We start from the raw sequence: 21,409 nt of genomic DNA, 5'->3' as shown, positions 1-21,409 counted from the left end.
AGAAGGTGGCCCTGGTGGCCTGCATGCGCAAGCTCCTTACCATCCTCAACGCTATGCTCAAACATAAGACCCCTTGGCATCTTTCTCCTAAGGTGATTTATGCCTAACTCTAAAGACGGTTGCTGAGCGAAGGCTGTACTCGCCCATAGTCGAAGCCTGTCCTGAGCCTGGTCGAAGGGAATCTGTTATGACGGCGGCCTGGACCCGCTACTGATTGATACACTCCTTCTTTATCCTCTATCACTGCACCTAACACCAAGAGGACTAGCAACCGCCATACTTTGTAAATAGTAAAGGCCCCTCCAATGCATTGGAGGGGCCTTATCATTTCTGTGTTTGCTTCCGGCTAAGCCAAAGTCTTCTGCTTGGTGATAGCCAGGGCCGTGGACTCAATCTCCGGCAGCTTGTACTTAATCAACTCCGTGTCCAGTTCGGCGACGATGCCGGGGTAGCCGGCGCGCCGAATCATTTCAGGGAGCTTGCCGCTCTTAAACTGGTCCAGGGTCCAGCGCAGGGGGTCGGGGTGGATAGTGCGGTCCCAGTAGAGGCGGATGTTCTTATTCCGAGGGCCGTAGTGGTAATGGGCCTCGACGTTGAAGCAGTCGAAGGCCAGCAGCTCCACCTCCTGCCCCGCCACGTCGCCGAGGACGTGGATAGCCATCCCTTGCCCCACGCTGACGTTTCGGTATTCCAGGCCGAACCGGATATTGCCAGCCTCGATGACCACGTCGCCGCGGTTGTGGGTCACCACCGTGCGCCGTCGAATGGACATTTCGCGGGCGATGGCCTCGACTTCGTTCAGCTTCTTGTTGGTCTCGGCAATGTTGATGCTCTTGGCGATCTCGTCGGCGCCGGCCTGCTTCAGCATAGCCGCCAGGTTGTGTCGAAGCTGAGACATAGTCCACCCCAGGGGATTGCCCGCGGTACTCTTGTCTATGATGTGCTTCTCATTCTTATGATCGGGGTCGTAGTGATAGTGGGGGTCCCAGTCAAAGCAGTCGAAGCGCAGAAGCTGCTTCTCCTCGCCGTCCACCTTCCCCATCACCCTGACGGACACACCCTGGTCGTGCATATTGTCGCGATGCTGTATATGGAATTGGATAGGGCCGGCTTCCACAATTTCAGGTCCCAGCTTGCGATTGGGCGGCGGAGTCATGGGCTTGACTTGGCCGGTTGCGGGCTGCATAGCATCCATGGCGGCCATGGCTTCTCTGACAGTAGCGGCGGCGTCTTGAGATCCGTTCTTCTTCATGGTGGCGGCTTTGGCCATTGGACTACCTCCTGCGCAACAATTTTTCCTGCGGGGGGTTTAGGTTGCGGCCATTATACTCCAGGGGTAGGGGATGGTAAATGAGCGGAAAACGTAAAATAAAATGGTGCGCTTGGCGGGACTTGAACCCACAGCCTCAGCCTTCGCAGGGCTGCGCTCTATCCAGTTGAGCTACAAGCGCACGAACTAACTGATGGTGCCGAGGGTGGGATTTGAACCCACACGTCTTTTGGACACTACGCCCTGAACGTAGCGCGTCTGCCGTTCCGCCACCTCGGCCCGCTATTTTTGTGGTAGGCGACATCCCGATGGGGATCGGAATGACCTCTCCGATGTAATCGGAGCGCTCGAACAGCGAGCCGCCTGCCGCAATTTGTTAAATGGTGGGCGATACAGGACTTGAACCTGTGACCTCCTCGGTGTGAACGAGGCGCTCTAACCACTGAGCTAACCGCCCATGCCGACGAAATCAGGCTTTCGCCCGGCCTGTTCAATTATAGCAGGCGCGGGTGTCTTAGCAAGCCAAAACCCTCTACGGTTCGCTGCGGTCCCAGTTAGGCAAAGTCCAGTAGCCAATCTCCGGTAGCTTCACTTTTACCGCCAGGCCCTGGGCCTTCTTTAGGCGCTGCGCGTTATACAGATGCGTCACCATCTCGCCCTCGCTGTGATGGATGTTACCCTCCAGCGTCAGGTGCCAGACAGACGGGTCCTTAGAGTCTGGCCGTAGCGTCTTTTCACCCTCCGGACGGCCCTTGTCATAGCGCTCCGATATCCTGCTGTAGAAGCTGGGCGTGCCCATCTTGATGTACTTCTGCGTCACGGATCCAACAGTCTCTTTAGCCAGTATGCCCTTGACCATGTCAATGGCTTCATCCAGCTTCTGTAGAATCTGCTCCTTGCTGCCCCATCGCTCCGTGTCCAGCCTTCGAGTCGGCAGCCCCGCGAGGTAATGCACCTCATTGAAATAGGGTATGCCCTGGGGGAAAAGCTGCGTGCCCCATCGCAGGATGTACCATCGAAACAAATGCGAGGCCACATGGCTCACGTTATCGCGGATACTCCACTCCGACCACCGCCAGTTGGGGCTGGTCCAGTCCAGCTGGGCGTCGTTAAGATCGCGGATCTCGGTTTTGACCATGCCGCTGTAGGAATCGAACAGCGGGAATAAGGGCAGGGCCGGGGCCTTGGGGTTCGCGCGTGTTGTCGACATAACAGATGCTCCTGGGTCGCGTTGGTGGGAGACTATCACCGCGGGCTGCGATTGTCGAGTCGGCCGGCTACCTTCTTCTCCCGGCCGCGGCTCTGGTCTTGGCGCCTCCCTTGTTCATCTTCAGTATTTCAGCCAGCAGCATGAAAGCGCCGCCTATAGCCGTGACTATGAGGGCAGGGAACAGCATCCCGCCGCCCGCCGAGGAGATAAGGTTGCTGGAAACGTCCGACAGCATGTCGCAGGCCGAGGCAGGGAGAGCGCCGCACTCCACCAACTCACGGTCGGCGATTTGTGTCTTCAGCACCAGACCGGCCAGCAGCGCGAACACGCCTGCGGCCAGCAGCGCGAAGCCCGACCACATGAACGAGTAGCGCCATTGAGGCAGGTGGACGGCCATGAGCAGCGCCGTCGCCAGGGCCATGACGGTCAACGCGGTAATCTGGGCGCCGCGATTGAAAGAGTCGAGGTAGTCTCGTGCGCGGTCCGAGTCCTTCAGCGGTTCGGCGCGGGTCTCGCCGTTGGCCTCGGCAACCTTCTCCACCAGGTCCAGCCGGCCCGCCGAGTCCAGGTCCTGCCGCAGTTCCAGCACCGCCGTGTCGATGACGGGTGTCGCGATAGCTAAAGTCGCGATGCGCAGCGCCCCACGGACATCGCCCACCGATATCGCCGCGCGGATGGCGGCGCTCTGGCCCTCCAACGCTAAAGCTGCCACGGAGACTGGCGCGTTGAGCTTGGATTGGACCTTGTAAGACGCCAAGGCCTCATCGTAGGCCTGAAGGCGGAGGGACACCGGTATCGCCTGCAGGGACGGGGCCCGCTGCGGTATAACGCCCCTTTCCAGGCTGAGGAAGAGGGTTATAAACTCCTGGGATAATTCGCCTGGGGTGGCGACTGGAATGAGCGTTATGCCGTCGATGCGTGTGTTGAGATATCTTTGGACCGCTGGACGGATGTTGTTCATCGGCGCGTTCAGGTCGATGTATGCCCTCGGGTCGCTGGCATCCTTTCGCAGATACGCCGCCACCCCGTCGGCGGCAGCCTCAACTTGCGCCTGGAGGTAGGCAGGCGGCAGCACCTCGCGGCTTAACGATGCCACATCCTGGGGCGGAATCTCGTATCCGCCCATGACGGAACGCGCCTTGTCCTGGAACTGCGCGTCGACTAGAAGCTCGTCATAAACCCGGTTATAGACATCCTCTTCCTCCAGCGCCCCCTTGTAAGCCTCCGGATGAAGGAAGACATCCTCTACGGCGTTGCTGCCCAGATAAGCGATGAAAGCGCCCAGAACCAGGCAGCCAAAGACCAGCGAGCCGAAAGCCCGCAGGACCGCCGCTAAGATTGACATTCTATCCTCGATATTGACATAAGACGATTATAGAGGACTCGGCTTTGCGTCTTAAGGGTTCTGGCCCTAAGATTAGTCCAACTTTTCGACAATTTACCTGACTGCAGGCTAAGGAGGGCCTTATGGACAGCTTTGTCCTACAGGTCGGCAAGCTCATCGACGGGCTGGGCGGCCCTGTCAAACGAAACATGGCCGTGGTGGTGGAAAAAGGTGTCGTTAAACAAGTGGCGACGCAGGCCCGCCTCGCCTCCAACGGCGGCCCGGTCCTCGATTACCCCAAGGCCACCCTCCTCCCCGGCCTCATCGACTGCCACACCCACACCAACATGCCGGGTAACGGACGCACCGGCGAGCAGGTCATCGGCGACGGCGACGACCTCCGCCTGCTCCGCTCCGCCCGCAACGCCGCCATCGCCCTCCGCTCCGGCGTCACCACTCTCTGCGACAACGGCGCCTGGAACGGCACCGGCTTCGCTCTGAAGCAGGGTGTCACGTCAGGCGAAGTCGAGGGATCGCGGGTCTTAGCCTGTGGCAGGCCCGTGACCATCACCGGCGGCCATCTGTGGTACATGGGCGGCGAGGCCGATGGCGTAGGGGTGCAGCACACCGTGCGAGGACTGGTTAAGGAAGGAGCTGACTTTATAAAAGTGGCGGCCACCGGCGGCAGCACCGTCACCAGCAACCCCTACCAGCCTGCCTTCAGCGTGAGGGAACTGTCATATATCGCCTACGAGGGCCATCGGCACGGCAAGCGCGTCGGCGCGCACTGCCGGTGCGTCATGGGCATGAGCCGCGTCCTCGAAGCCGGCCACGACATCATTTACCACGCCTTCTTCGACGGCCCCGACAAGCAGCCCGCCTTCGACGCCAAAGTCGCCAGGTGCATTGCCCAGCAGGGCGTTTGGGTCAACCCGACCTTGCACATTAGCCGCAGCGGCATCTGGGCCCTCGAAAAGAAGGAGAAGGCAGGCGCGTTGACCAGAGAAGAAAAGGCCATGCTTGAACAGCGCCGGAATAATCATCAGACGCGTATAGACCACTGCCGCCGCATGTTGGACGCCGGCGTGAAGATGATCGCCGGGTCGGACTGCGGCTGGGGCCACTACCCCTTCGGCCAGTTCGCCTACGAGCTCGAGTGCATGACTCTTGGCGGCATGACGCCCCTCCAGGCCATCACCTCGGCCACCAGCGACGCCGCCAAGGCCCTGTGTATCGACGCGACCGTCGGCAGCGTGGCGGCGGGGAAGTCGGCGGACCTGCTGGTGGTGGACGGCGACCCGTCGTCAAACATCCTAGACTTGATGAAAGTGAAGGCCGTGTTCAAGGGCGGGGTCAAAGTTTCCGGCTAACAGATCTTCAACAGAGAGGGCTGGTAATGGCTAAAAAGCGAAAAGTGCTGGTAACGGGCGCGGCGGGGTACATAGCAGCCCAACTGCTGCCCGAATTCCGCCGCCGCTACGACCTGGTCCTCCTGGATGCCCGCGCCTCCGACCGGGGCGGCAAGCGCGTTCCTGGAGTCATGGTGGTTGACCTCATAGACCCCGATTTTAACAAGTACAGGCACTACTTCAAAGGTATCGATACCATCATCCATCTGGGATGGAAGCATTCGCAGGGGGCCAGCGGCGCCTTGGCCCGCCCTAGGAGCGTGGACGACTTCTACCCCGAACACGAAAACGTCCACATGGCCTATAACATCTACCGCGTCGCTATGGAAGAGCATGTGCAACGTGTGGTGGTCGCCAGTTCCAACCACGCCGCCGACTGGTACGAGCATGAGCTTATCCATCACAAAAAATTAGACGCCGTTGACCCCTACATGTTGCCCCTCTCCGACAACTTCTATGGCTGGGCCAAGGCCACTTACGAGCACATGGGTTTCATGTTTGCCACGGGCATATTCGGGCGCAAGCTGGAGAACGTACAGGTGAGAATCGGCGCGCCGCGCGAGATCAGGCTAAAGGACTACACCAAGGGCGATTCGCTGAACTACAAACGCGACCTGGGCGCCTACATCAGCCCTCGCGACCTGCGGCAGTTGTTTATCAAGGCCGTCGAGACCGAGAGTATCGAGAACGAATACGGCGTGCCCTGGCTGGTAGTCTACGGCATCAGCGACAACGCCCGCGCCTTCTGGTCCCTGACCTCGGCCCGGGACGCCCTGGGCTACGAACCCCAGGACGACTCGGAGGTCAAGTTCCAGGATGAGATTCAGGGTTTCTTATACGGGCGGCGGGGGAAAGCGGGGCCGGGAAGGGTGGGCCAGTGATGGTTAAGCGTGTGCGTGAATGTAAATTTCTCTAGGCTAGGTCTTTCAATTTTTGAATGGCCTGCCGAATTGGCGTAATATTAATCTGCACATCTGATGGGGTGAGCTCAACCTCGTAGTAGTTGTGATGCAGACTTTCCGCCAGCAAGAAGCTGTCTAGCAGGGATCTATCTTTCTTTCAAGTCCCCGGAAGTTTTAATCACAAAGTTCTTTAAGCCTCTGTGAGATTTAACGCCCACATTGCGAGCAGCGGCCAGCGCATGAAACGCCCCTGCAAGACTGCCCCATAATAGCTCCCCAGCCTTCCCCGCCTCCTTGCGACTTAGGGCAGATAAGGCATTCGCGAAATATTGGTCAGAGTGGGTTAGATGTTTTTTCATTGTTCTGCTGGCCTCTGTAGCCATTAACCATTGTCCGGCGCTATGTAATCCACTACCTTCCCCGTTTTCTCATCAATCTTAATTGTTACAATTTCAGGCTTGACAACTCCTATATTAAATTCCACAAGCCAAGCCCCGTCTCGCTTTTTCGCCTTTCTGAGCCTTCGGAATGCATAGTATTTATCTATAAAGCTGTCCGCTTTTTTCACTGCATCTTCAAGAGTCTCAAATGCAGGCATTTGACCTCCAGTCAGCCTAAGAGCATCAACAACATATACGCTGGGCCATAATTTACTGACGATGTGTAGACTTCCTTAACAGCTTGTAAAAACGGAGTGACTTGATCAATGGCTTAAGCTATCATTAACCCATGCCAAAAACACCTGTCAAAGCCCAATTACCCATTGTTTATACACTGGAAGGATGCCCCGCCTGCGAGGCCCTCAAGGAGGACTGGGGCAAGCGCGGCGTCAAGTACGACGAGCGCCGCGTCGATGAAAGCCAGGACGTGCTGGACGAGGCCTTGCAATACGGCAGCACCGTCCCCATCATTCGATGGCCGGACGGCCGCATTGAAGAGGGAAAGTACAAAGGCGTCCACGGTTGACACATCGGATGACGGGCCGGCGGCCTGTCGCGACATAATTCCAAGGAGGTGGCGGTTGGCTAATAAGACGTCTGTTGTCACACCGCAGCGATTCGCCCAGGGTCACACCTTCGACGCCTACATGGCAAGCGTCAAGGTCAACAAAGCGCGCATCCTCAGCTACTACAAGGACATTAAAATCAAGGCCCAGGACGCCAAGGCCCTGCGCACCGTCGCCCAGCAGCCACGAGGCCCCGCCAAAGCCCTGGTGCTGGCCGAGGACTGGTGCACCGACGTAGTGCGCGGTCTCCCCGCCCTGGCCCGCGTCGCCGAGGCCGCCGGCCTCGACATGCGCGTCTTCCCTCGCGACCAGAACAGCGACATCATGCGCGAGTTTCTCAAGCAGGGCAAATACGAGTCCATCCCCACCATGGTCTTTTACACCAAGGACATGGACTACATCTGCCACTGGATCGAACGCCCTGCCCTGGCGGACAAGGACATCGCCGCCATCGAGGCCTCGATAAAGAAGGAGAAGCCGGGGCTGGACCAGCGGGAGTTCGGTATTGAGCGGCGCAACCGCATGAGTGACCGCGCGCCGATGTGGCAGCAGGCCATCGTGGAGGAGATACGCGATATGCTGGAAAAATCGGTTAGATAGCTAAGGGAGACGACTATGAAATTTGGCATGAACCATATCCACCTCAAGTCCAAAGACGCCCGCAAGACCGCCCAGTGGTACGTCGAGAACTTTGGCGCGCGCATCGTCGAGGAGGTGCGGATAAACGGCCCGCTCACCGTCCGCACCGACCTGGGCGGCGTCCGCATCAACATAACCGAGCCTCCGCCCGGCGGGATTCCTGCCGGCGACTCGTCGGTGAAACTAGGCCTGGAACACTTCGGCATCGAGACCGATGACCTGGACGGCGTCATGGCGAGCCTCCAGAAGAAACGTGTCAAGGTGCTGGAGCCGGTCCGCACCCTGGCCACCGGAATGCGCATCGCCTTTGTGGAAGCGCCCGATAACGTACGATTAGAGCTTATGCAGCCTGTTTAGCTAATGATGGGAGGGAGTGTTATGACGACAGTTTTAGACCACACTATCGTTCCCGCCAAGGACCAGGAAGAGTCCGCGCGATGGTACAGCAAAATCCTGGGTTTCAAATATGAAGGCCAGATGGGCCCCTTCTCCGCCGCGCGAGTCAATGACACCCTGGTCTTCGACTTCCGCACCGAGAATGAAGAGTTCGATTCGATGCACTATGCCTTCGCCATGTCGCCGGAGGAGTTCGACGCCACGTTCCAGCGCGTCAAGAAGGCCAAAATTCCTTTCGGCGATGGCCCCTTCGACATCGAGAACATGCGCGGGCCGGGCGTGACCATGGGCGCCAAGGGCCAGGGCAAGGCTGTGTACTTTCGAGACCCCAACGGCCACGTGCTGGAGATTAAGACCTACTAGCCCCCGCCCACGCCAGTTCTAGTTTTTGCAAATGCCACAATCCAGGCGTGTATTGAGGCGTCAGTCCAGCCCTCAGGTCCTCTCCCCCCCCCCTTGAACGTCTGGTGCTAATTGAGTATAGATACGCACGAAAGGACTAACAGCCTCCAAGGGAATTCCTTCCCCCTTGATGGGGGAAGGCGCAGGATGAGGGTGAAACCCTAGTTCCACGAGACTTTATCAATGCCACTTGCCATCACTATCCCATCTCTAAAACGTACTGGGATAACCAGCACCAGCTACCTTGAGGGGGAGGCTAGGAGGGGGGGTCGGGGTGGAGAGAGGCGGGGTCTACGTCCCTGCAACGGCCTTCCGTCAGAAGTTAGTCTAGGCTAAAATAGTCTAGTTGTGGATACGGATAGCCTCGACTTGGACTACTCACGCCCCGCCCATCGCAGGCGGGGCTTTCTTAAGCCCTTAGGTGCGGAAGGCACGCTTGCCATCAACAAGAGGCTGGCGTGATGGCCGCCTGGGTCGCGGGGCGGACGCGCCGCGTTTTCTACGGCTGGTGGATCGTGGCCTCGGGGATGGTATCGGCGGGGCTAACCGCCGGCACCTTCTTTCACGGCTTCCAGTTCTTCTTTGAGCCTATGCGCCAGCAGTTCGGCTGGAGCCGTACCGTCATCTCCGGCGCCTACTCCCTCTCGCGCGTCGAAAGCGGATTCCTCGGCCCTCTGGGCGGCTGGCTGGTGCAGAAGCACGGCCCGCAAAAAATCATGGTGGTGGGCGTCCTCGTCTTTGGCGGGGGGTTCATCCTCATGAGCCAGACCCGCTCTGTGGCGATGTTCTACATCGCCTTCCTGGTCCTCTCCATAGGCTCCAGCCTCGCCTCCTGGAACCCCGTCGGCGTCGCTATAAACAACTGGTTCCGCAAGAAACGCTCCCGCGCCGTTGGCCTGATGATGTTCGGCATGGGCCTGGGCGGCCTCATCGTGGCGCCCCTGGTTGCCCTGAGCATCGGCGCCTTCGGCTGGGAGGCCACGGCCATCGGCTGCGGTGTCGTGTCTGTTATCATCCTGCTGCCGCTGGTCCGTGTCGTCCGATTGGAACCCGAGCCCCACGGCTACCTGCCTGACGGCGACGCGCCGCCCGAGCCCGGCGCCTCTACCTCCGATGGCAAAACCTCTTCTCTAGACCGCGAGTACGATTTCACCGTAAAAGAAGCCTTGCGCACCCGCGCCTTCTGGCTCCTCTCCCTGGGCCACTCCCTGGCTTTGCTGGCCCTGTCGGCCCTCAGCCTCCACCTTGTCCCCTACCTGGAGTCTGAGCTTGACTTCTCCCAAGCCTCCGCCGCCCAGGTCGTCATCGTCATGACCGCGGCCATGATGGCGGGCCAGCCCATCGGCGGCTACCTGGGCGATAGGTTCCCCAAACAGCACCTTTCGGCCATCGCCATGCTCGGCCACGGCTTGGGCATATTACTGCTCGCCACGGCCAGCGGCATGCCCCAGGTGCTGGCGGGCGTCCTTGTTCACGGCGTGTGCTGGGGCATTCGAGGCCCCATCCTGACGGCCATGCGCGGCGACTTCTTTGGACGGCGCAACTTTGCCGTCATCAACGGCTTCACCCAGGTGGTGATGATGGTGGGCCAGACCATCGGCCCCATCCTGGCCGGGTTCATGGCCGACCACTACAGCTACGGGCTGGGGTTCAAAATCATTGCCGCCATCACCGCCTCGGGCTTCTTCCTGTTCCTTTTCCTCAAAAGTCCCCAGCCTGATAAAAAGCGGCAACTAGAGGAGGCCCAGGGCAAAGCCCCCGCGGCCTAGTAGAATTAATCGAGGAGAGTATTCCATGGCTGACGCCTACAACGGTTACAAACGGGGCATGGTGGTGGTGGCACATCCTGACGATGCCGAGTTCGGGTTCTCCGGCACCGTCGCCAAGTTCTGCCAGCAGGGCATCGAAATGTTCTACGTCCTCTGCACCGACGGCAGCAAGGGCAGCAGCGACTCCAAGATGACCCCGGACAAGCTGGCGAAAATCCGAATGAAGGAGCAGCGGGACGCCTGCGACGTGCTGGGTGTCAAAGACGTGGTGTTCTTAGGATACGAGGACGCGATGCTGGTGGCCAACCTGGACCTACGCCGCGACATCGCCCGCGAGATACGCCGCTTCAAGCCCGACGTCCTTATCTGCCAGTCGCCCCTGCGCAGTTTCAACGCGACTAACTACCTGGGCCACCCCGACCACCTGGCCGCCGCTGAGGCCACCCTCTCCGCCGTCTTCCCCACCGCCCGCGACCACCTCACCTTCCCCGAGTTACTGAAACAAGGCTTCCAGCCCCATAAGGTTCGCGAAGTCCTGGTCTCCGGCGGCGACCATTCCGACACCTGGTTTGACGTTGGCGACTCCCTGGATACCGCTATTGCCGCGCTGAAGAAGCATGTAAGCCAGGTCGGCGGACGTGACGCTGAGGTCGAAAAAAGGATGAAAGAGTGGCGCGCCGACGCCGGCCAGCCCAAGAATATCAAGTACGCCGAGGGGTTTAAGAGCTTTAAGCTGCGGGTGTAACCCGGCTACTTTTTGCCATCCAACCCCATCGCCTTCAATCCCGCCAGCGCCACGTCGCTATCCCCCGGCCCCGCCGGCAGCCCCGCCACGCCGATGCCGCCCATAATCTGCTCCGTCTTGGGGTGCTTCACCAGGATGCCGCCGGGTATGTCGAAGAGCATGGGGTCGCCAAACTCGGCCACGGTCTTGCCTCGCTGCTTCATCGACTTGGCGTACTCCTCGCTGTCCATGCCGGTCAGGGCGGCGGTGTAAGCCTTCTTGATAGCATTGCGGCCTAGTTGGGGACGGCAGCCGTCGATGCGGGTGAAGGCCAGCAGGTTGCCGTTGTCGTCCACAATGGCCGCGGCTATAGGCGGCGCGTCCTTCCGCTTCTTGAAATCCGCCAGCATGGCCGTGATGGCCGCCTGGCACTGGTCGGAGCTAAGGGCGTATTTGGTCAACATATGGTCTGCCTCCCGTTCAAGTGGCCCAAATATACCAGAGGTTGGCGGTAAACCAACAGGGTTGGAAAGACCTATGCTAAAATCGCCCCACGCTGCCCGGAGTCTTTCCTCCCTCGACTCATAAAGAGAGATATCCCATGGAGCTTATAAACCCAGTAATCAAGCGTTGGCTCGATGATGGCAAGCGCGACCCGGTGGCTTTCTGGGCCAAAGCAGCGGAGCAGCTTCCCTGGTTCCGAAAGTGGGATACGCCCTTCGAGCGGCAGTACCCCTCCTTCAAGTGGTTTATCGGCGGGCAGACTAATATCTCCTATAACGCCCTTGATTATCACGTGGACCGTGGCTGCGGAGGCCACGCAGCCCTTATCACCTTCAACGAACGGGGCCAAGAGCGAGTCCTGACCTATACCCAGCTTCTTAGAGAGGTCGAGCGAACAGCGGCGGCGCTGCGCGGAATGGGCATTAAGAAAGGCGATCCTATCACTATCTATATGCCCACCTGCTCCGAGTCCATTGTCTTGATGCTTGCCTGCGCGCGCATCGCCGCCATCCACTCAGTGGTGTTCGCGGGGTTTGGGCCCGGCGCCCTGGGCGAGCGCATCCGCGCCAGCGGCTCCCGCCTTGTCTTTGCCGGCGATGCGACTTACCGCCGTGGCCGCGACATCGCCCTGAAGACTATCGTCGATAAGGCGCTGAGCCAGGTCGAGAACAGCGTTGAGCATGTGATTGTCTTGCGCCGTGGTTCTGCGGATTGTCCTATGACTAAGGGCCGTGACCTGGACTGGCCCGAGTTCCTCACCCGCGCCCAAGGCCACTCAGGAGCCCACGAGGTCCTGGAAGCCAATGAGACCCTTTATATCCTCGCTACGTCTGGGACAACTTCCAAACCCAAGCTGACCATGCACACCCACGGCGGCTATCAAGTGGGTATCCACAGTATGGCTAAGTGGGTCTTTGGACTCAAGCCGACGGACGTATGGTGGGCTACCTCCGAGATTGGATGGGCCGTGGGTCACAGCTACATCGTATATGGCCCGCTGCTCAGCGGCGCTACAACGATTGCTTACGAGGGCGCCCTCGATTACCCCGGGCCGGAGCTCTTCTGGAAAGCCATCGACCGCTTTGGCATCACAGGCGTATTTACCTCCCCCACCGCTGTTCGATTGCTCATGGGCCATGGCGAGGATGTGGCTAAACCGTATAGCCTGGCATCATTGGAACGTGTCTTCTGCGCCGGCGAAGCGTTGAACCCGCCCGCCTGGGAATGGCTGCAGAAGAAGGCGTTGCGCAGCCGGATCCCAGTTATCGACCACTACTGGCAGACCGAGACCGGGGGGCCTATCATTGGCAACCCTTACGGCCTCGGAATGCTTCCCATCAAGCCCGGCTCCGCGGGCATTCCCCTGCCCGGCATACAAGTGGAGGTCGTCGGCCAGGAAGGCCAGCCGGTCAAGGCCGGGGAGCCTGGAATCATGGTCGTCACCCACCCCTTTCCCAGCCTGACTCCGTCGCTGTGGGGAGAGCCGGAGCGGTACAAGCAGGACTACTGGGACAAGGTCCCCGGAAAATACTATACCGGCGATGCCACTCGGATGGATGACGATGGCTATATCTGGTTCTCAGGCCGCGCTGATGAGGTCATAAAGATTGCCGCCCATCGCATCGGCACCATCGAGGTCGAGAGCGCTTTCCTCAAGCATCCCGCGGTGGCGGAAGCAGGCGTCACCGGCAAGCCGGATGATCTGCGCGGCGAGGTGGCAGCCGGCTTCATAGTGCTCAAGAAAGGCCAGCAGCCCACCGAAAAACTTCGCAAAGAGCTGTTGCAGACCATACGCAACGAGCTCGGCGCCGTCGTGGTCGTCTCGGACATCAACTTCGTCCGTATGCTTCCCAAAACGCGGAGCGGCAAGATTATGCGCCGTGTCCTCAAAGCAGTCGTGCTCAACCGCGAGCCTGGCGACATCACTACCATCGAGGAGGAGGGCTCGGTTGAAGAGGCCCGCGAAGCCTGGCGGCAAATGACGTGCCAGGCTTAGCCGCCCATTGGTATAGCTTGCTTTGCCTTGACATCCCTTCCTCCGCAAGAGAATATTATTGACGCTGCGCCCGTTTAGTGCGAGGCGCAGTTTGTGCGTAAAAATCAACTCATCGCCTTGAGGAGGCGTTTAAATGCCGGAAAAGAATCTCGCGTTGATGGCCCATCTGATGCGACGCGCCGGTTTCGGCGCCGCATACGAAGAGATTGAAGCGCGGGCTAAGAAAGGGTACGAGGACACCGTCGAAGAGCTTCTGGAACCCCAGGCCCACGGCGTCGACCCCATAGACGAGGCATTAATATATCGACACAACCCTGGCTTCCAGAACCCCGGCGGCGTGTCCATGGTCGGCCAGGGACACTGGGTCTATCGAATGGTCAACAGCCCCAGGCCCCTGGAAGAAAAAGTTGCCCTCTTCTGGCATCACGTTTTCGCCACCGGCAACGCCAAAATCGACAGTATGAACCAGATGCAGATCCAGATCGATATGTTCCGCCAGCACGGCCTCGGCAACTTCCGAGACCTTCTCATACGCGTCTCCAAAGACCCTGCCATGATCTTCTGGCTGGACAACAACCAGAACCATAAGGACGCCCCCAACGAGAACTGGGGTAGGGAACTGCTGGAGCTGTTCTCCATGGGACAGGGGAACTACACCGAAAAGGATGTGAAAGAGGCCTCCCGCGCCTTCACCGGCTGGACCATCTCCGCCAAGCTGCCCCGCTCCCCCTACAATCGATTTGCCTGGGAGTTCGAGTACCACGCCGAGGACCACGATGACGGCGAAAAGACCTTCCTGGGCCACAAGGGCCGATTTAACGGCGACGACATCATCGACATTATCCTCAAGCAGCCGGCCACTGCCAGGTTCATCGCGCGGCACATGTATAACTTCTTCGTCGCCGATGAAGTCCAGGTGCCGTCGTGGCTGGACGTGCCGCCCCGTGACTCGGTGGCTATAAACATCTTGGCATCAGCCCTCATGGAGTCCGGCTGGGACATCAAGCACACGCTGCGAGTCCTCTTCAACTCGGACTTTTTTAAGGACGAGAAGGTGTGGCATAACAAGGTCAAGAGTCCCGCCGAGCTGGTAGTCAGTTCCCTGAAGCTGGTCGGCCAGCACGCCACGCCACAGCCCGGCATCTCCAACATCGGCGTCGAAATCGAAAACCAGGGCCAGGCTTTGCTGAACCCGCCCAGCGTCGAAGGCTGGCACACCGGCCAGGAGTGGATCGACACCGGCGCGCTAGTCCAGCGCATCAACTTCGTCGCCAACCGCGTCGGCGACCCCGCCCTGCCCGGCGTCCGCCGCATCATCGACCGCCTGTCGTCTAAGGGCGAGTTGTCGCCCAAGGAGCTGGTGGCGGGCTGTCTGGAGCTTATGGGCGACGTGCAGGTGGAGAAGTCCACCTTCGATGAGCTGGTCTCCCACGCCTCCCAGTCCGGCCCGGCCAATCGTGGCAAGACCGAGGCCGAGCGCCGCGCCTTCGCCAGCCGCGTCTGCGAAGTCCTCCAGCTTATCGCTGCCACCCGCGAGTACCAATTTGGCTAATTACATTTCCCCAAGGGAGAAGTTTGGAAGTCTCGTCTGGTACTCCCCCTTTTCCTCGTGAGGAAAGGGGAAGATAGAGGGGGATTGGTGCAATCTTTCTCTTCCCCTTCCAGCAGGCTGTACTCAGTCCCGATGCAGTCGGGAAAGGGGTCAGGGGATGGTGTACCGCTAAGACAAACGTCCTGTAGTGAAATGACAGATTAGGTGTAAAAAATGCAAACTATAATCACCAAAGGCCGCATCTATAACTATGACTACACCATCGGCCGCAACGGCGAGGCCGGTACCGGCTTTCGCTACCCCATCGACCTCGCCTTGGGCTCGGAACGCCGCCTCTACGTCCTCAATCGCGGCGACGAGTACACCAACTCCCAGCGCGTCTCCGTCCTAACGATGGACGAGGAGTTCATCACCGACATCGGCTGCATCGGCGAGGAGAAGGGCCAGTTCATGTGGCCTTCCGCCCTGGCCATCGACAGCCGCGGCAACGTCTATGTGGCCGACGAGTGGCTGAACCGTATCAACATCTTTGACAGGGACGGCAAGTCGTTGGGCCACTGGGGCAAGCCCGGCGTAAAACCCGGCCAGCTTCAAGGCCCCTCCGGCCTGGCCTTCGACGCCCACGACAACCTCTACGTCACCGAGGAGCACACCCACCGAGTCCAGGTGTTCACCGCCGAAGGCAAGCCCCTCCGCCATTGGGGCAGCCAGGGCGCCGGCCAGGGCCAGTTCAATCGGCCCTGGGGCGTCACCGTGGACTCCAGGGGCGACGTTTACGTCGCCGACTGGAAGAACCATCGCATCCAGAAGTTCGACGCCGAGGGTAAGCCCCTGGCCGTCATCGGCGCCCCCGGCCAAGGCCCCGGCCTCCTCAACCACCCCACCGACGTGGCCGTGGACAAGGACGGCGACATCTACGTAGTCGATTGGTGGAACAGCAAGCTGGAGGTCTTCGACAGCTATGGTGGGCCCCTCGCCAGCTTCGTCGGCAACTCGGAGCGGCTGTCCAAGTGGGCGCAGGTCATCGTCAACGCCAGCCCGGACATTCAGAAGGCCCGGATGCGGGTCCGCAGCCTGGAGCCTGAGTACCGCTTCTATCGTCCCCAGGCCGTCCTAGTTGACGACCAGGGCCACGTCCTGGTCGCCGACACGCTGCGGTGCCGTATACAGGTGTACAAGAAAGAGTCCAACTGGACGTCCATCCAGTTTAACCTCTAGCCTCCCGGCCGCATCTGGCTTCGCCTTCTTTAGCCTGCTGCCAACGTGGCGGCTGTCTTACGCCTGTCTCCTTGACCCCATCCATCTCCCTTCCTATAATCCCATCATTCACCAGCCCGTTACATAACATGCGGCGCTGGTAAGAGCTAACTGAAGAGGAAAAGGAGTCAGACATGGCCGACAAGAATGTTGCGCTTATGGCTCACCTAATGCGACGCGCCGGTTTCGGCGGCACCATTGAAGAGATCGAGGCCCGAGCTAAGAAAGGCTACGAAGCCACCGTGGAGGAGCTTCTTGATCCCGAGGCCCACGGCATCCCGCCCATCGACGAAGCCGTCATGTACCGCCACGAGCCTTGCTTTGAAATCGGCGGCGGCGTGCCCTATAACAGCCAGAGCCACTGGATGTACCGGCTTATCAACACGCCCCGGCCTCTGGAAGAGAAGATGGTGCTCTTCTGGCACCACGTCTTCGCCACCGGCGCCTCCAAGCTGGACCACTGCGTTCAGATGCTGGCGCAGATGGCCCTGTTCCGAAAATTCGGCCTCAGCAATTACAAAACCCTGCTGACGGAAGTCTCCAAAAATCCGGCCATGATCTTCTGGCTGGACAACAACCAGAACCACAAGGACGCCCCTAACGAGAACTGGGGTAGGGAACTGTTGGAGTTGTTCTCCATGGGCCAGGGCAACTACACCGAGAAGGATGTGAAGGAGGCCTCCCGCGCCTTCACCGGCTGGACCATCGCCCCCAGCTTCCCCCGCAACCCCTACGCACGGTTTGTCTGGGAGTTCGAGTACCGGCCCGAGGACCATGACGACGGCGAAAAGACCTTCCTGGGCCACAAGGGCCGCTTTAACGGCGATGACATTATCGACATCATCTGCAAGCAGCCCGCCACGGCGCGATTCGTGGCGCGTCACATGTACAACTTCTTCGTCGCCGATGAAGTCCAGGTGCCGTCGTGGCTGGATATCCCCCCGAAAGACTCGGTGGCGATCAACATTCTCGCCTCCACCCTCCTAGAGTCCAACTGGGACATTAAGCAAGCCCTTAGAGTCCTCTTCAACTCGGACTTCTTCAAAGACGAGAAGGCCTGGTACGCCAAGGTCAAAAGCCCCATCGAGCTTGTTACCAGCACCATGCGTCTGGTCGGCGACTACCGCAACCCCAAACCCGATGTCATGAGCATCGCCGTGGAACCGGGGTATATGGGCCAGTCGCTGCTGGACCCGCCCAGCGTCGAAGGGTGGCACACCGGCCAGGAGTGGATCGACAGCGGGTCCCTGGTGCGCCGCATCAACTTCGTCGCCGACCGCCTGGGCGACACCAGCCTCCCCGGCGTCAGGACCATCATCGATAGGCTAGCCACAAAGGATACCCTCACGCCCGAGGAGCTATTGGAAAGCTGCCTGTACCTCCTCGGCATCGTCCGATTGGAAGAAGGCACCCGGTCTGAACTTATCCAGCACCTCAAGGCCGGCGGCCCCATCAAGCGCGGCAAGACCGAGAAAGAGCGGGAAGCCTTCGCCACCCGCGTCAAGGAAGTCCTCCAGCTCATCGCCGCCGCCCGCGAGTACCAGTTCGGCTAATGGCATTCTGGCTTCCCCTGGGGGAGGGTGGAGGCTCTATCTGGTTCTCCCCCTTCCCCTTCCAGCAGGCTGTACTCAGTCCCGATGCAGTCGGGAAAGGGGTCAGGGGATGGTATCCCGAATAGAAAGACGTCCCAAAGCGGATTGACACATTAGGAGTAGAAATATGCAAACAGTAATGGTCAAAGGCCGAGTTTTCAACTACAGCCACACCCTGGGCCGCAACGCATCGTCCGGCCCCGGGTTCCGGCACCCCATGGACATTGCCCTGGCGCCCAACGGCCACATATATGTGGTCAGCCGCGGCGACGAGTACATGCCCTGCCAGCGCGTCAGCATCCAGACCATCGATGAGGAGTTCATCGGCGAGTTTGGCAGCTACGGCCAGGGCGACGGTCAGTTCATCTGGCCCACCGCCTGCGCCATCGACAGGCAGGGCAACGTTTACGTCGCCGACGAGTGGTTGCAGCGTATCAGCATCTTCGATAAGGGCGGCAAGTTCTTGGGCAAGTGGGGCACTTATGGCAGCAAGAAAGGCCAGTTAAACGGCCCCACCGGCCTGGTCTTTGACGCCGACGACAACCTCCTCGTCACCGAGAATCTTAACCATCGAGTGCAAAAGTTCACTAAGGAGGGGAAGTCCCTTCAGGCGTGGGGATCCGAGGGGCAGTCGGAAGGCCAGTTCAACCGGCCCTGGGGCATCGACATCGACGCCAAGGGCGACGTTTACGTCGCCGACTGGCATAACCACCGCATCCAAAAATTCACCGCCGACGGCAAACACCTCGCCACCATCGGCGCCCCTGGCGAAGGCAAGGGCGATCTCAAATTCCCATCTGACGTCACCGTGGACAAGGACGGCGATATTTACGTCGCCAACTGGTGGAAGAACACCGTCGAAGTCTTCGATTCCACCGGCGCCCACCTCACCACCTTCATCGGCGACGCCGAGAAGCTGTCCAAGTGGGCGCAGCAGTCCATAGACGCCAACCCGGACTACAAGCGGGCGCGGCTGCTGGTGAAAAACGTCCAGCAGGAGTGGCGCTTCAACCGGCCCACCGCCATCGCCGTCACCGACAAGGGACAGGTGCTGGTGGTGGAAAATCAGCGCATGCGAATCCAGGTCTATCAAAAGGAAGAGAACTGGACGGACCCGCAGTTCAACCTGTAGGGATGCGGGGATATGTGTCAGCCTTCACTAAAATCCCTTCTCCTCCGTTAAGCCTAGTGATGGTTGAGGATTGAGGCTAACACAAGGATCGACGCCCACCGAGAAAATCCCTTCTCCCCCTGTGGGAGAAGGCGTAGGATGAGGGGTGAAACCCTAGCGCTACGATACCGATATTATGACCAACGCCTTCCCTGGCATTCAGGGGCGCCCGCTTGCTTTCGGGTGGATAATAAAGGCTAACTTTTACTTTTTGATGGGAGGGGCCATGGCTACGACCACAAAAATGCGGTTCGAGTTGGTGAAGGGCTGGGGCAAGCTGCCCAAGAGCGTTACGCTGGGCCAGGTCCCACACATGGCCGTGGATAAACAGGACCGCGTCTATATCCTCAACCGCGGCACGCCGCCCATCCTGGTCTTCGAACGCGACGGAAAGTTTATTACCGGCCTGGGCGAAGGCATCCTCCAGGACCCCCACGGCGTGCGCATCGCAGACGACGGGGCCATCTGGGTCGCTGACCGCGACGCCCATTGCATCGTCAAGCTCAGCCCCGAGGGCAAGCTGCTGCTGACCATCGGCACTCGCGGCAAGCACGGCTCCATCGAAGAAGGCCGCCCCTTCAACCGCCCCACCGGCGTGGCCTTCGCTTCCGCCGGCAGCCTTTATATCTCCGACGGTTACGGCAACGCCCGTGTCCATCACTACACCTCCGACGGCGCTTACGAATACTCCTGGGGCAGCAAGGGCGACAGCCCCAGCCGCTTTCGGTTGCCCCACGGCATCTTTGTGGACAACCAGGACCGCGTCTATGTAGCCGACCGCGAAAACAATCGAATCCAATGCTTTGATGACCATGGCACTTACGTAAAGGAGTGGGGAAATCTCCATCGCCCCACCGACGTAGTAGTGGACACCGGCGGCAACCTCTACGTGCCCGACCTGGGCGACTTTGTCACCGTCCTCACCTGGAACGGCGACGTGCTGGCCAAGTGGGGCGGCGAGAAGAGCCAGGAACCCGGCAAATTCATCGCTCCCCACGGTATCGCCCTGGACTCCAAGGGTGATATATATGTAGGCGAGGTCAATAAGGGCGCGCGTTACCAGAAGTTCGCTCGAAAAGCCTAACCCCTAGCCTGTATAACGCCCGCCGGGAGCTGGCAGATGGAAATAGTCCTGATGGTGGCCCTGGGGGCCATCGCCGTGGGGGCCATCGCCTTCGCTGTGGCGTCCAGGGGCAGGCAGTCACCGCCCTCCACTGACAACACGTCACTGCTTCAGTTGACTCAGTCCCTGGCATGGATTCAAACTGAGCTGCGGGGCCTCACGGAGCGGCTGTCCGGCGTGGAGCAGTACCAGCGGCAGGCCAATCAAGGCCTCTCCGGCACCGCCGAGGCCATCCGCCAGGAGTTGTCCAAAGCCAAGACGGACCTAACGGAGCTCCAGGCCAACGCCAGGGCGCGCCAGCAGCAAGAGCAGCAGACCGCTGAATCCATCCGCCGCCTGGAGTCCATCATCGCCGGCACCCAGTCCAAAGGCAGCGCCGGCGAAAACATCCTGGATGCCGTCTTCGCCAAGCTGCCGCCGGAATGGCAGGTGCGGGACTATCGCGTCGGCAACAAGGCTGTCGAATTCGGCCTGCGGCTGCCCAACGGCCACATCCTCCCCGTCGACAGCAAATGGCCCGCCACCAACCTCATCGAGCAGTTCGTGGCCAGCCAGGACATGGCCGAGCGGCAAAAGCTCAAGTCGGACATCCAGCGCGCCGTCATCGCCAAGGCCCGCGAGGTGAAAAAATACGTCGACCCCAACCTCACCGTGAGCTTCGGCGTCGCCGCCATACCGGACGCGGCCTACGACCTCTGCGCCGAGATCCAGGTCGATTCTCTCAAAATGAACGTCGCCATTATCAGCTACAGTATGTTCCTTCCTTATCTTCTGCTGGTGTTCCACACCATCCTCAAGACCTCCCAGAGCGTTGACTTGCAGAAAATGGAGTCTTACCTTCAATGCAGCCAGCAGAGCCTGGAAGCCGTGCGAGAGGAGTTGGAGGGCCGGCTGCCCAGGGCCATCAAGTCCCTTAGCAACTCCCGCGACGATATGGCCCTGCATCTCAGCAAAGTCCGGACCAGCCTCATAAGCCTCCAGGCCGCCTCCAGCCCATCGCAAGCCAATCAAGGTCTCCCTCCCGCCGCGCCCTTAGAAAATAGGGAACCATAAATCGTCAGCCGAATATCGGCGAAATCCGTCTATATTTGTCAACACTATTTCGCTGACGGTAAGTTAGTCGTCAATTAAGCCTTTTATAGTCCTATGGATTCTTGACAACC

General features: G+C 59.8%; 21 protein-coding genes and 3 tRNA genes. 16 read left to right on the top strand and 8 right to left on the bottom strand.

All coding sequences use genetic code 11. From position 1 onward, the window contains the following. Positions 1 to 107 (top strand): IS110 family transposase (locus FJ320_08345; protein ID MBM3925979.1); only part of this gene is annotated, 107 nt, incomplete at its 5' end. A 239-nt stretch (positions 108 to 346) separates the two neighbouring features. Here FJ320_08345 and FJ320_08340 read toward each other — a convergent pair. The 6 genes from FJ320_08340 to FJ320_08315 all read right to left on the bottom strand — a co-directional run bounded on the left by FJ320_08340 (position 347) and on the right by FJ320_08315 (position 3,825). Beyond that, positions 347 to 1,270, bottom strand: coding sequence for a hypothetical protein (locus tag FJ320_08340; protein ID MBM3925978.1), 924 nt, complete (start codon positions 1,268 to 1,270; stop codon positions 347 to 349). A 104-nt stretch (positions 1,271 to 1,374) separates the two neighbouring features. Then, positions 1,375 to 1,451 (bottom strand) — tRNA-Arg (locus tag FJ320_08335). 13 nt (positions 1,452 to 1,464) lie between these two features. After that, positions 1,465 to 1,549, bottom strand: a tRNA-Leu gene (locus tag FJ320_08330). 102 nt (positions 1,550 to 1,651) lie between these two features. Beyond that, positions 1,652 to 1,727: transfer RNA gene (locus FJ320_08325), tRNA-Val, on the bottom strand. Positions 1,728 to 1,802: 75 nt separating this feature from the next. Further along, positions 1,803 to 2,480, bottom strand: coding sequence for a DinB family protein (locus tag FJ320_08320; protein MBM3925977.1), 678 nt, complete (start codon positions 2,478 to 2,480; stop codon positions 1,803 to 1,805). Positions 2,481 to 2,547: 67 nt separating this feature from the next. Continuing rightward, on the bottom strand, positions 2,548 to 3,825 hold the full coding sequence (locus tag FJ320_08315) for a hypothetical protein (GenBank protein MBM3925976.1): 1,278 nt from the start codon (positions 3,823 to 3,825) through the stop codon (positions 2,548 to 2,550). A 122-nt stretch (positions 3,826 to 3,947) separates the two neighbouring features. Between FJ320_08315 and FJ320_08310 the strand changes: the two genes are divergently transcribed. Further along, entirely contained in the window at positions 3,948 to 5,174 is a 1,227-nt protein-coding gene (locus FJ320_08310; protein ID MBM3925975.1) for an amidohydrolase family protein, read from the top strand. A 26-nt stretch (positions 5,175 to 5,200) separates the two neighbouring features. After that, positions 5,201 to 6,094: an NAD(P)-dependent oxidoreductase gene (locus FJ320_08305; GenBank protein ID MBM3925974.1), complete on the top strand. Its 894-nt coding sequence runs from the start codon at positions 5,201 to 5,203 to the stop codon at positions 6,092 to 6,094. A 403-nt stretch (positions 6,095 to 6,497) separates the two neighbouring features. Here the strand turns inward: FJ320_08305 and FJ320_08300 are convergent, their stop codons facing one another. After that, positions 6,498 to 6,713 carry a hypothetical protein gene (locus FJ320_08300; protein MBM3925973.1) on the bottom strand — a complete coding sequence of 72 codons (216 nt, stop codon included), beginning with the start codon at positions 6,711 to 6,713 and terminating at the stop codon, positions 6,498 to 6,500. A gap of 131 nt (positions 6,714 to 6,844) precedes the next feature. Here FJ320_08300 and FJ320_08295 point away from each other — a divergent pair, with 131 nt between their 5' ends. From FJ320_08295 to FJ320_08270, 6 genes are all read left to right on the top strand, one after another. Then, on the top strand, positions 6,845 to 7,081 hold the full coding sequence (locus FJ320_08295; protein ID MBM3925972.1) for a hypothetical protein: 237 nt from the start codon (positions 6,845 to 6,847) through the stop codon (positions 7,079 to 7,081). Next, positions 6,969 to 7,721: a hypothetical protein gene (locus FJ320_08290; GenBank protein MBM3925971.1), complete on the top strand. Its 753-nt coding sequence runs from the start codon at positions 6,969 to 6,971 to the stop codon at positions 7,719 to 7,721. Before FJ320_08295 ends, FJ320_08290 begins: the two co-directional genes overlap by 113 nt. A gap of 15 nt (positions 7,722 to 7,736) precedes the next feature. Further along, positions 7,737 to 8,117 (top strand): VOC family protein, encoded by a 381-nt coding sequence (locus tag FJ320_08285; GenBank protein MBM3925970.1) that lies wholly within the window; start codon positions 7,737 to 7,739, stop codon positions 8,115 to 8,117. A 21-nt stretch (positions 8,118 to 8,138) separates the two neighbouring features. Then, complete coding sequence (locus FJ320_08280) at positions 8,139 to 8,519, top strand: VOC family protein (GenBank protein MBM3925969.1); 381 nt, start codon at positions 8,139 to 8,141, stop codon at positions 8,517 to 8,519. 497 nt (positions 8,520 to 9,016) lie between these two features. Beyond that, positions 9,017 to 10,327 (top strand): MFS transporter, encoded by a 1,311-nt coding sequence (locus FJ320_08275; protein ID MBM3925968.1) that lies wholly within the window; start codon positions 9,017 to 9,019, stop codon positions 10,325 to 10,327. Positions 10,328 to 10,352: 25 nt separating this feature from the next. After that, positions 10,353 to 11,072, top strand: coding sequence for a PIG-L family deacetylase (locus FJ320_08270; GenBank protein MBM3925967.1), 720 nt, complete (start codon positions 10,353 to 10,355; stop codon positions 11,070 to 11,072). Between the two features lie 5 nt (positions 11,073 to 11,077). On the opposite strand, the gene FJ320_08265 is transcribed toward FJ320_08270, so the two are convergent. Continuing rightward, positions 11,078 to 11,515 (bottom strand): heme-binding protein, encoded by a 438-nt coding sequence (locus tag FJ320_08265; protein MBM3925966.1) that lies wholly within the window; start codon positions 11,513 to 11,515, stop codon positions 11,078 to 11,080. A gap of 137 nt (positions 11,516 to 11,652) precedes the next feature. Between FJ320_08265 and FJ320_08260 the strand changes: the two genes are divergently transcribed. From FJ320_08260 to rmuC, 7 genes are all read left to right on the top strand, one after another. Then, positions 11,653 to 13,551, top strand: coding sequence for an acetate--CoA ligase (locus tag FJ320_08260; GenBank protein MBM3925965.1), 1,899 nt, complete (start codon positions 11,653 to 11,655; stop codon positions 13,549 to 13,551). Between the two features lie 133 nt (positions 13,552 to 13,684). Further along, positions 13,685 to 15,103, top strand: coding sequence for a DUF1800 domain-containing protein (locus FJ320_08255; GenBank protein ID MBM3925964.1), 1,419 nt, complete (start codon positions 13,685 to 13,687; stop codon positions 15,101 to 15,103). A gap of 213 nt (positions 15,104 to 15,316) precedes the next feature. Next, complete coding sequence (locus FJ320_08250) at positions 15,317 to 16,321, top strand: 6-bladed beta-propeller (protein MBM3925963.1); 1,005 nt, start codon at positions 15,317 to 15,319, stop codon at positions 16,319 to 16,321. 173 nt (positions 16,322 to 16,494) lie between these two features. Further along, positions 16,495 to 17,913 carry a DUF1800 domain-containing protein gene (locus FJ320_08245; GenBank protein MBM3925962.1) on the top strand — a complete coding sequence of 473 codons (1,419 nt, stop codon included), beginning with the start codon at positions 16,495 to 16,497 and terminating at the stop codon, positions 17,911 to 17,913. 166 nt (positions 17,914 to 18,079) lie between these two features. Beyond that, a complete protein-coding gene (locus tag FJ320_08240; protein ID MBM3925961.1) occupies positions 18,080 to 19,084 on the top strand; it encodes a hypothetical protein in 1,005 nt (334 codons plus the stop codon). Positions 19,085 to 19,259: 175 nt separating this feature from the next. After that, positions 19,260 to 20,207 (top strand): hypothetical protein, encoded by a 948-nt coding sequence (locus tag FJ320_08235; protein ID MBM3925960.1) that lies wholly within the window; start codon positions 19,260 to 19,262, stop codon positions 20,205 to 20,207. A 36-nt stretch (positions 20,208 to 20,243) separates the two neighbouring features. After that, positions 20,244 to 21,299, top strand: a complete 1,056-nt coding sequence (gene rmuC, locus FJ320_08230; protein MBM3925959.1) for a DNA recombination protein RmuC — start codon at positions 20,244 to 20,246, stop codon at positions 21,297 to 21,299. The last annotated feature ends 110 nt before the right edge of the window (positions 21,300 to 21,409 follow it).

The organism is SAR202 cluster bacterium (genome assembly GCA_016872285.1).
GTDB lineage: Bacteria > Chloroflexota > Dehalococcoidia > Lucifugimonadales.
This window is presented reverse-complemented; position numbering and strand designations above follow the sequence as displayed.

What these genes read in the sequence shown, in the direction of transcription:
- FJ320_08340 (MBM3925978.1), bottom strand. Translation starts at nt 1,270, where the DNA reads ATGGCCAAAGCCGCCACCATGAAGAAGAACGGATCTCAAGACGCCGCC.
- FJ320_08320 (MBM3925977.1), bottom strand. Translation starts at nt 2,480, where the DNA reads ATGTCGACAACACGCGCGAACCCCAAGGCCCCGGCCCTGCCCTTATTC.
- FJ320_08315 (MBM3925976.1), bottom strand. Translation starts at nt 3,825, where the DNA reads ATGTCAATCTTAGCGGCGGTCCTGCGGGCTTTCGGCTCGCTGGTCTTT.
- FJ320_08310 (MBM3925975.1), top strand. Translation starts at nt 3,948, where the DNA reads ATGGACAGCTTTGTCCTACAGGTCGGCAAGCTCATCGACGGGCTGGGC.
- FJ320_08305 (MBM3925974.1), top strand. Translation starts at nt 5,201, where the DNA reads ATGGCTAAAAAGCGAAAAGTGCTGGTAACGGGCGCGGCGGGGTACATA.
- FJ320_08300 (MBM3925973.1), bottom strand. Translation starts at nt 6,713, where the DNA reads ATGCCTGCATTTGAGACTCTTGAAGATGCAGTGAAAAAAGCGGACAGC.
- FJ320_08295 (MBM3925972.1), top strand. Translation starts at nt 6,845, where the DNA reads ATGCCAAAAACACCTGTCAAAGCCCAATTACCCATTGTTTATACACTG.
- FJ320_08290 (MBM3925971.1), top strand. Translation starts at nt 6,969, where the DNA reads ATGAAAGCCAGGACGTGCTGGACGAGGCCTTGCAATACGGCAGCACCG.
- FJ320_08285 (MBM3925970.1), top strand. Translation starts at nt 7,737, where the DNA reads ATGAAATTTGGCATGAACCATATCCACCTCAAGTCCAAAGACGCCCGC.
- FJ320_08280 (MBM3925969.1), top strand. Translation starts at nt 8,139, where the DNA reads ATGACGACAGTTTTAGACCACACTATCGTTCCCGCCAAGGACCAGGAA.
- FJ320_08270 (MBM3925967.1), top strand. Translation starts at nt 10,353, where the DNA reads ATGGCTGACGCCTACAACGGTTACAAACGGGGCATGGTGGTGGTGGCA.
- FJ320_08265 (MBM3925966.1), bottom strand. Translation starts at nt 11,515, where the DNA reads ATGTTGACCAAATACGCCCTTAGCTCCGACCAGTGCCAGGCGGCCATC.
- FJ320_08260 (MBM3925965.1), top strand. Translation starts at nt 11,653, where the DNA reads ATGGAGCTTATAAACCCAGTAATCAAGCGTTGGCTCGATGATGGCAAG.
- FJ320_08255 (MBM3925964.1), top strand. Translation starts at nt 13,685, where the DNA reads ATGCCGGAAAAGAATCTCGCGTTGATGGCCCATCTGATGCGACGCGCC.
- FJ320_08250 (MBM3925963.1), top strand. Translation starts at nt 15,317, where the DNA reads ATGCAAACTATAATCACCAAAGGCCGCATCTATAACTATGACTACACC.
- FJ320_08245 (MBM3925962.1), top strand. Translation starts at nt 16,495, where the DNA reads ATGGCCGACAAGAATGTTGCGCTTATGGCTCACCTAATGCGACGCGCC.
- FJ320_08240 (MBM3925961.1), top strand. Translation starts at nt 18,080, where the DNA reads ATGCAAACAGTAATGGTCAAAGGCCGAGTTTTCAACTACAGCCACACC.
- FJ320_08235 (MBM3925960.1), top strand. Translation starts at nt 19,260, where the DNA reads ATGACCAACGCCTTCCCTGGCATTCAGGGGCGCCCGCTTGCTTTCGGG.
- rmuC (MBM3925959.1), top strand. Translation starts at nt 20,244, where the DNA reads ATGGAAATAGTCCTGATGGTGGCCCTGGGGGCCATCGCCGTGGGGGCC.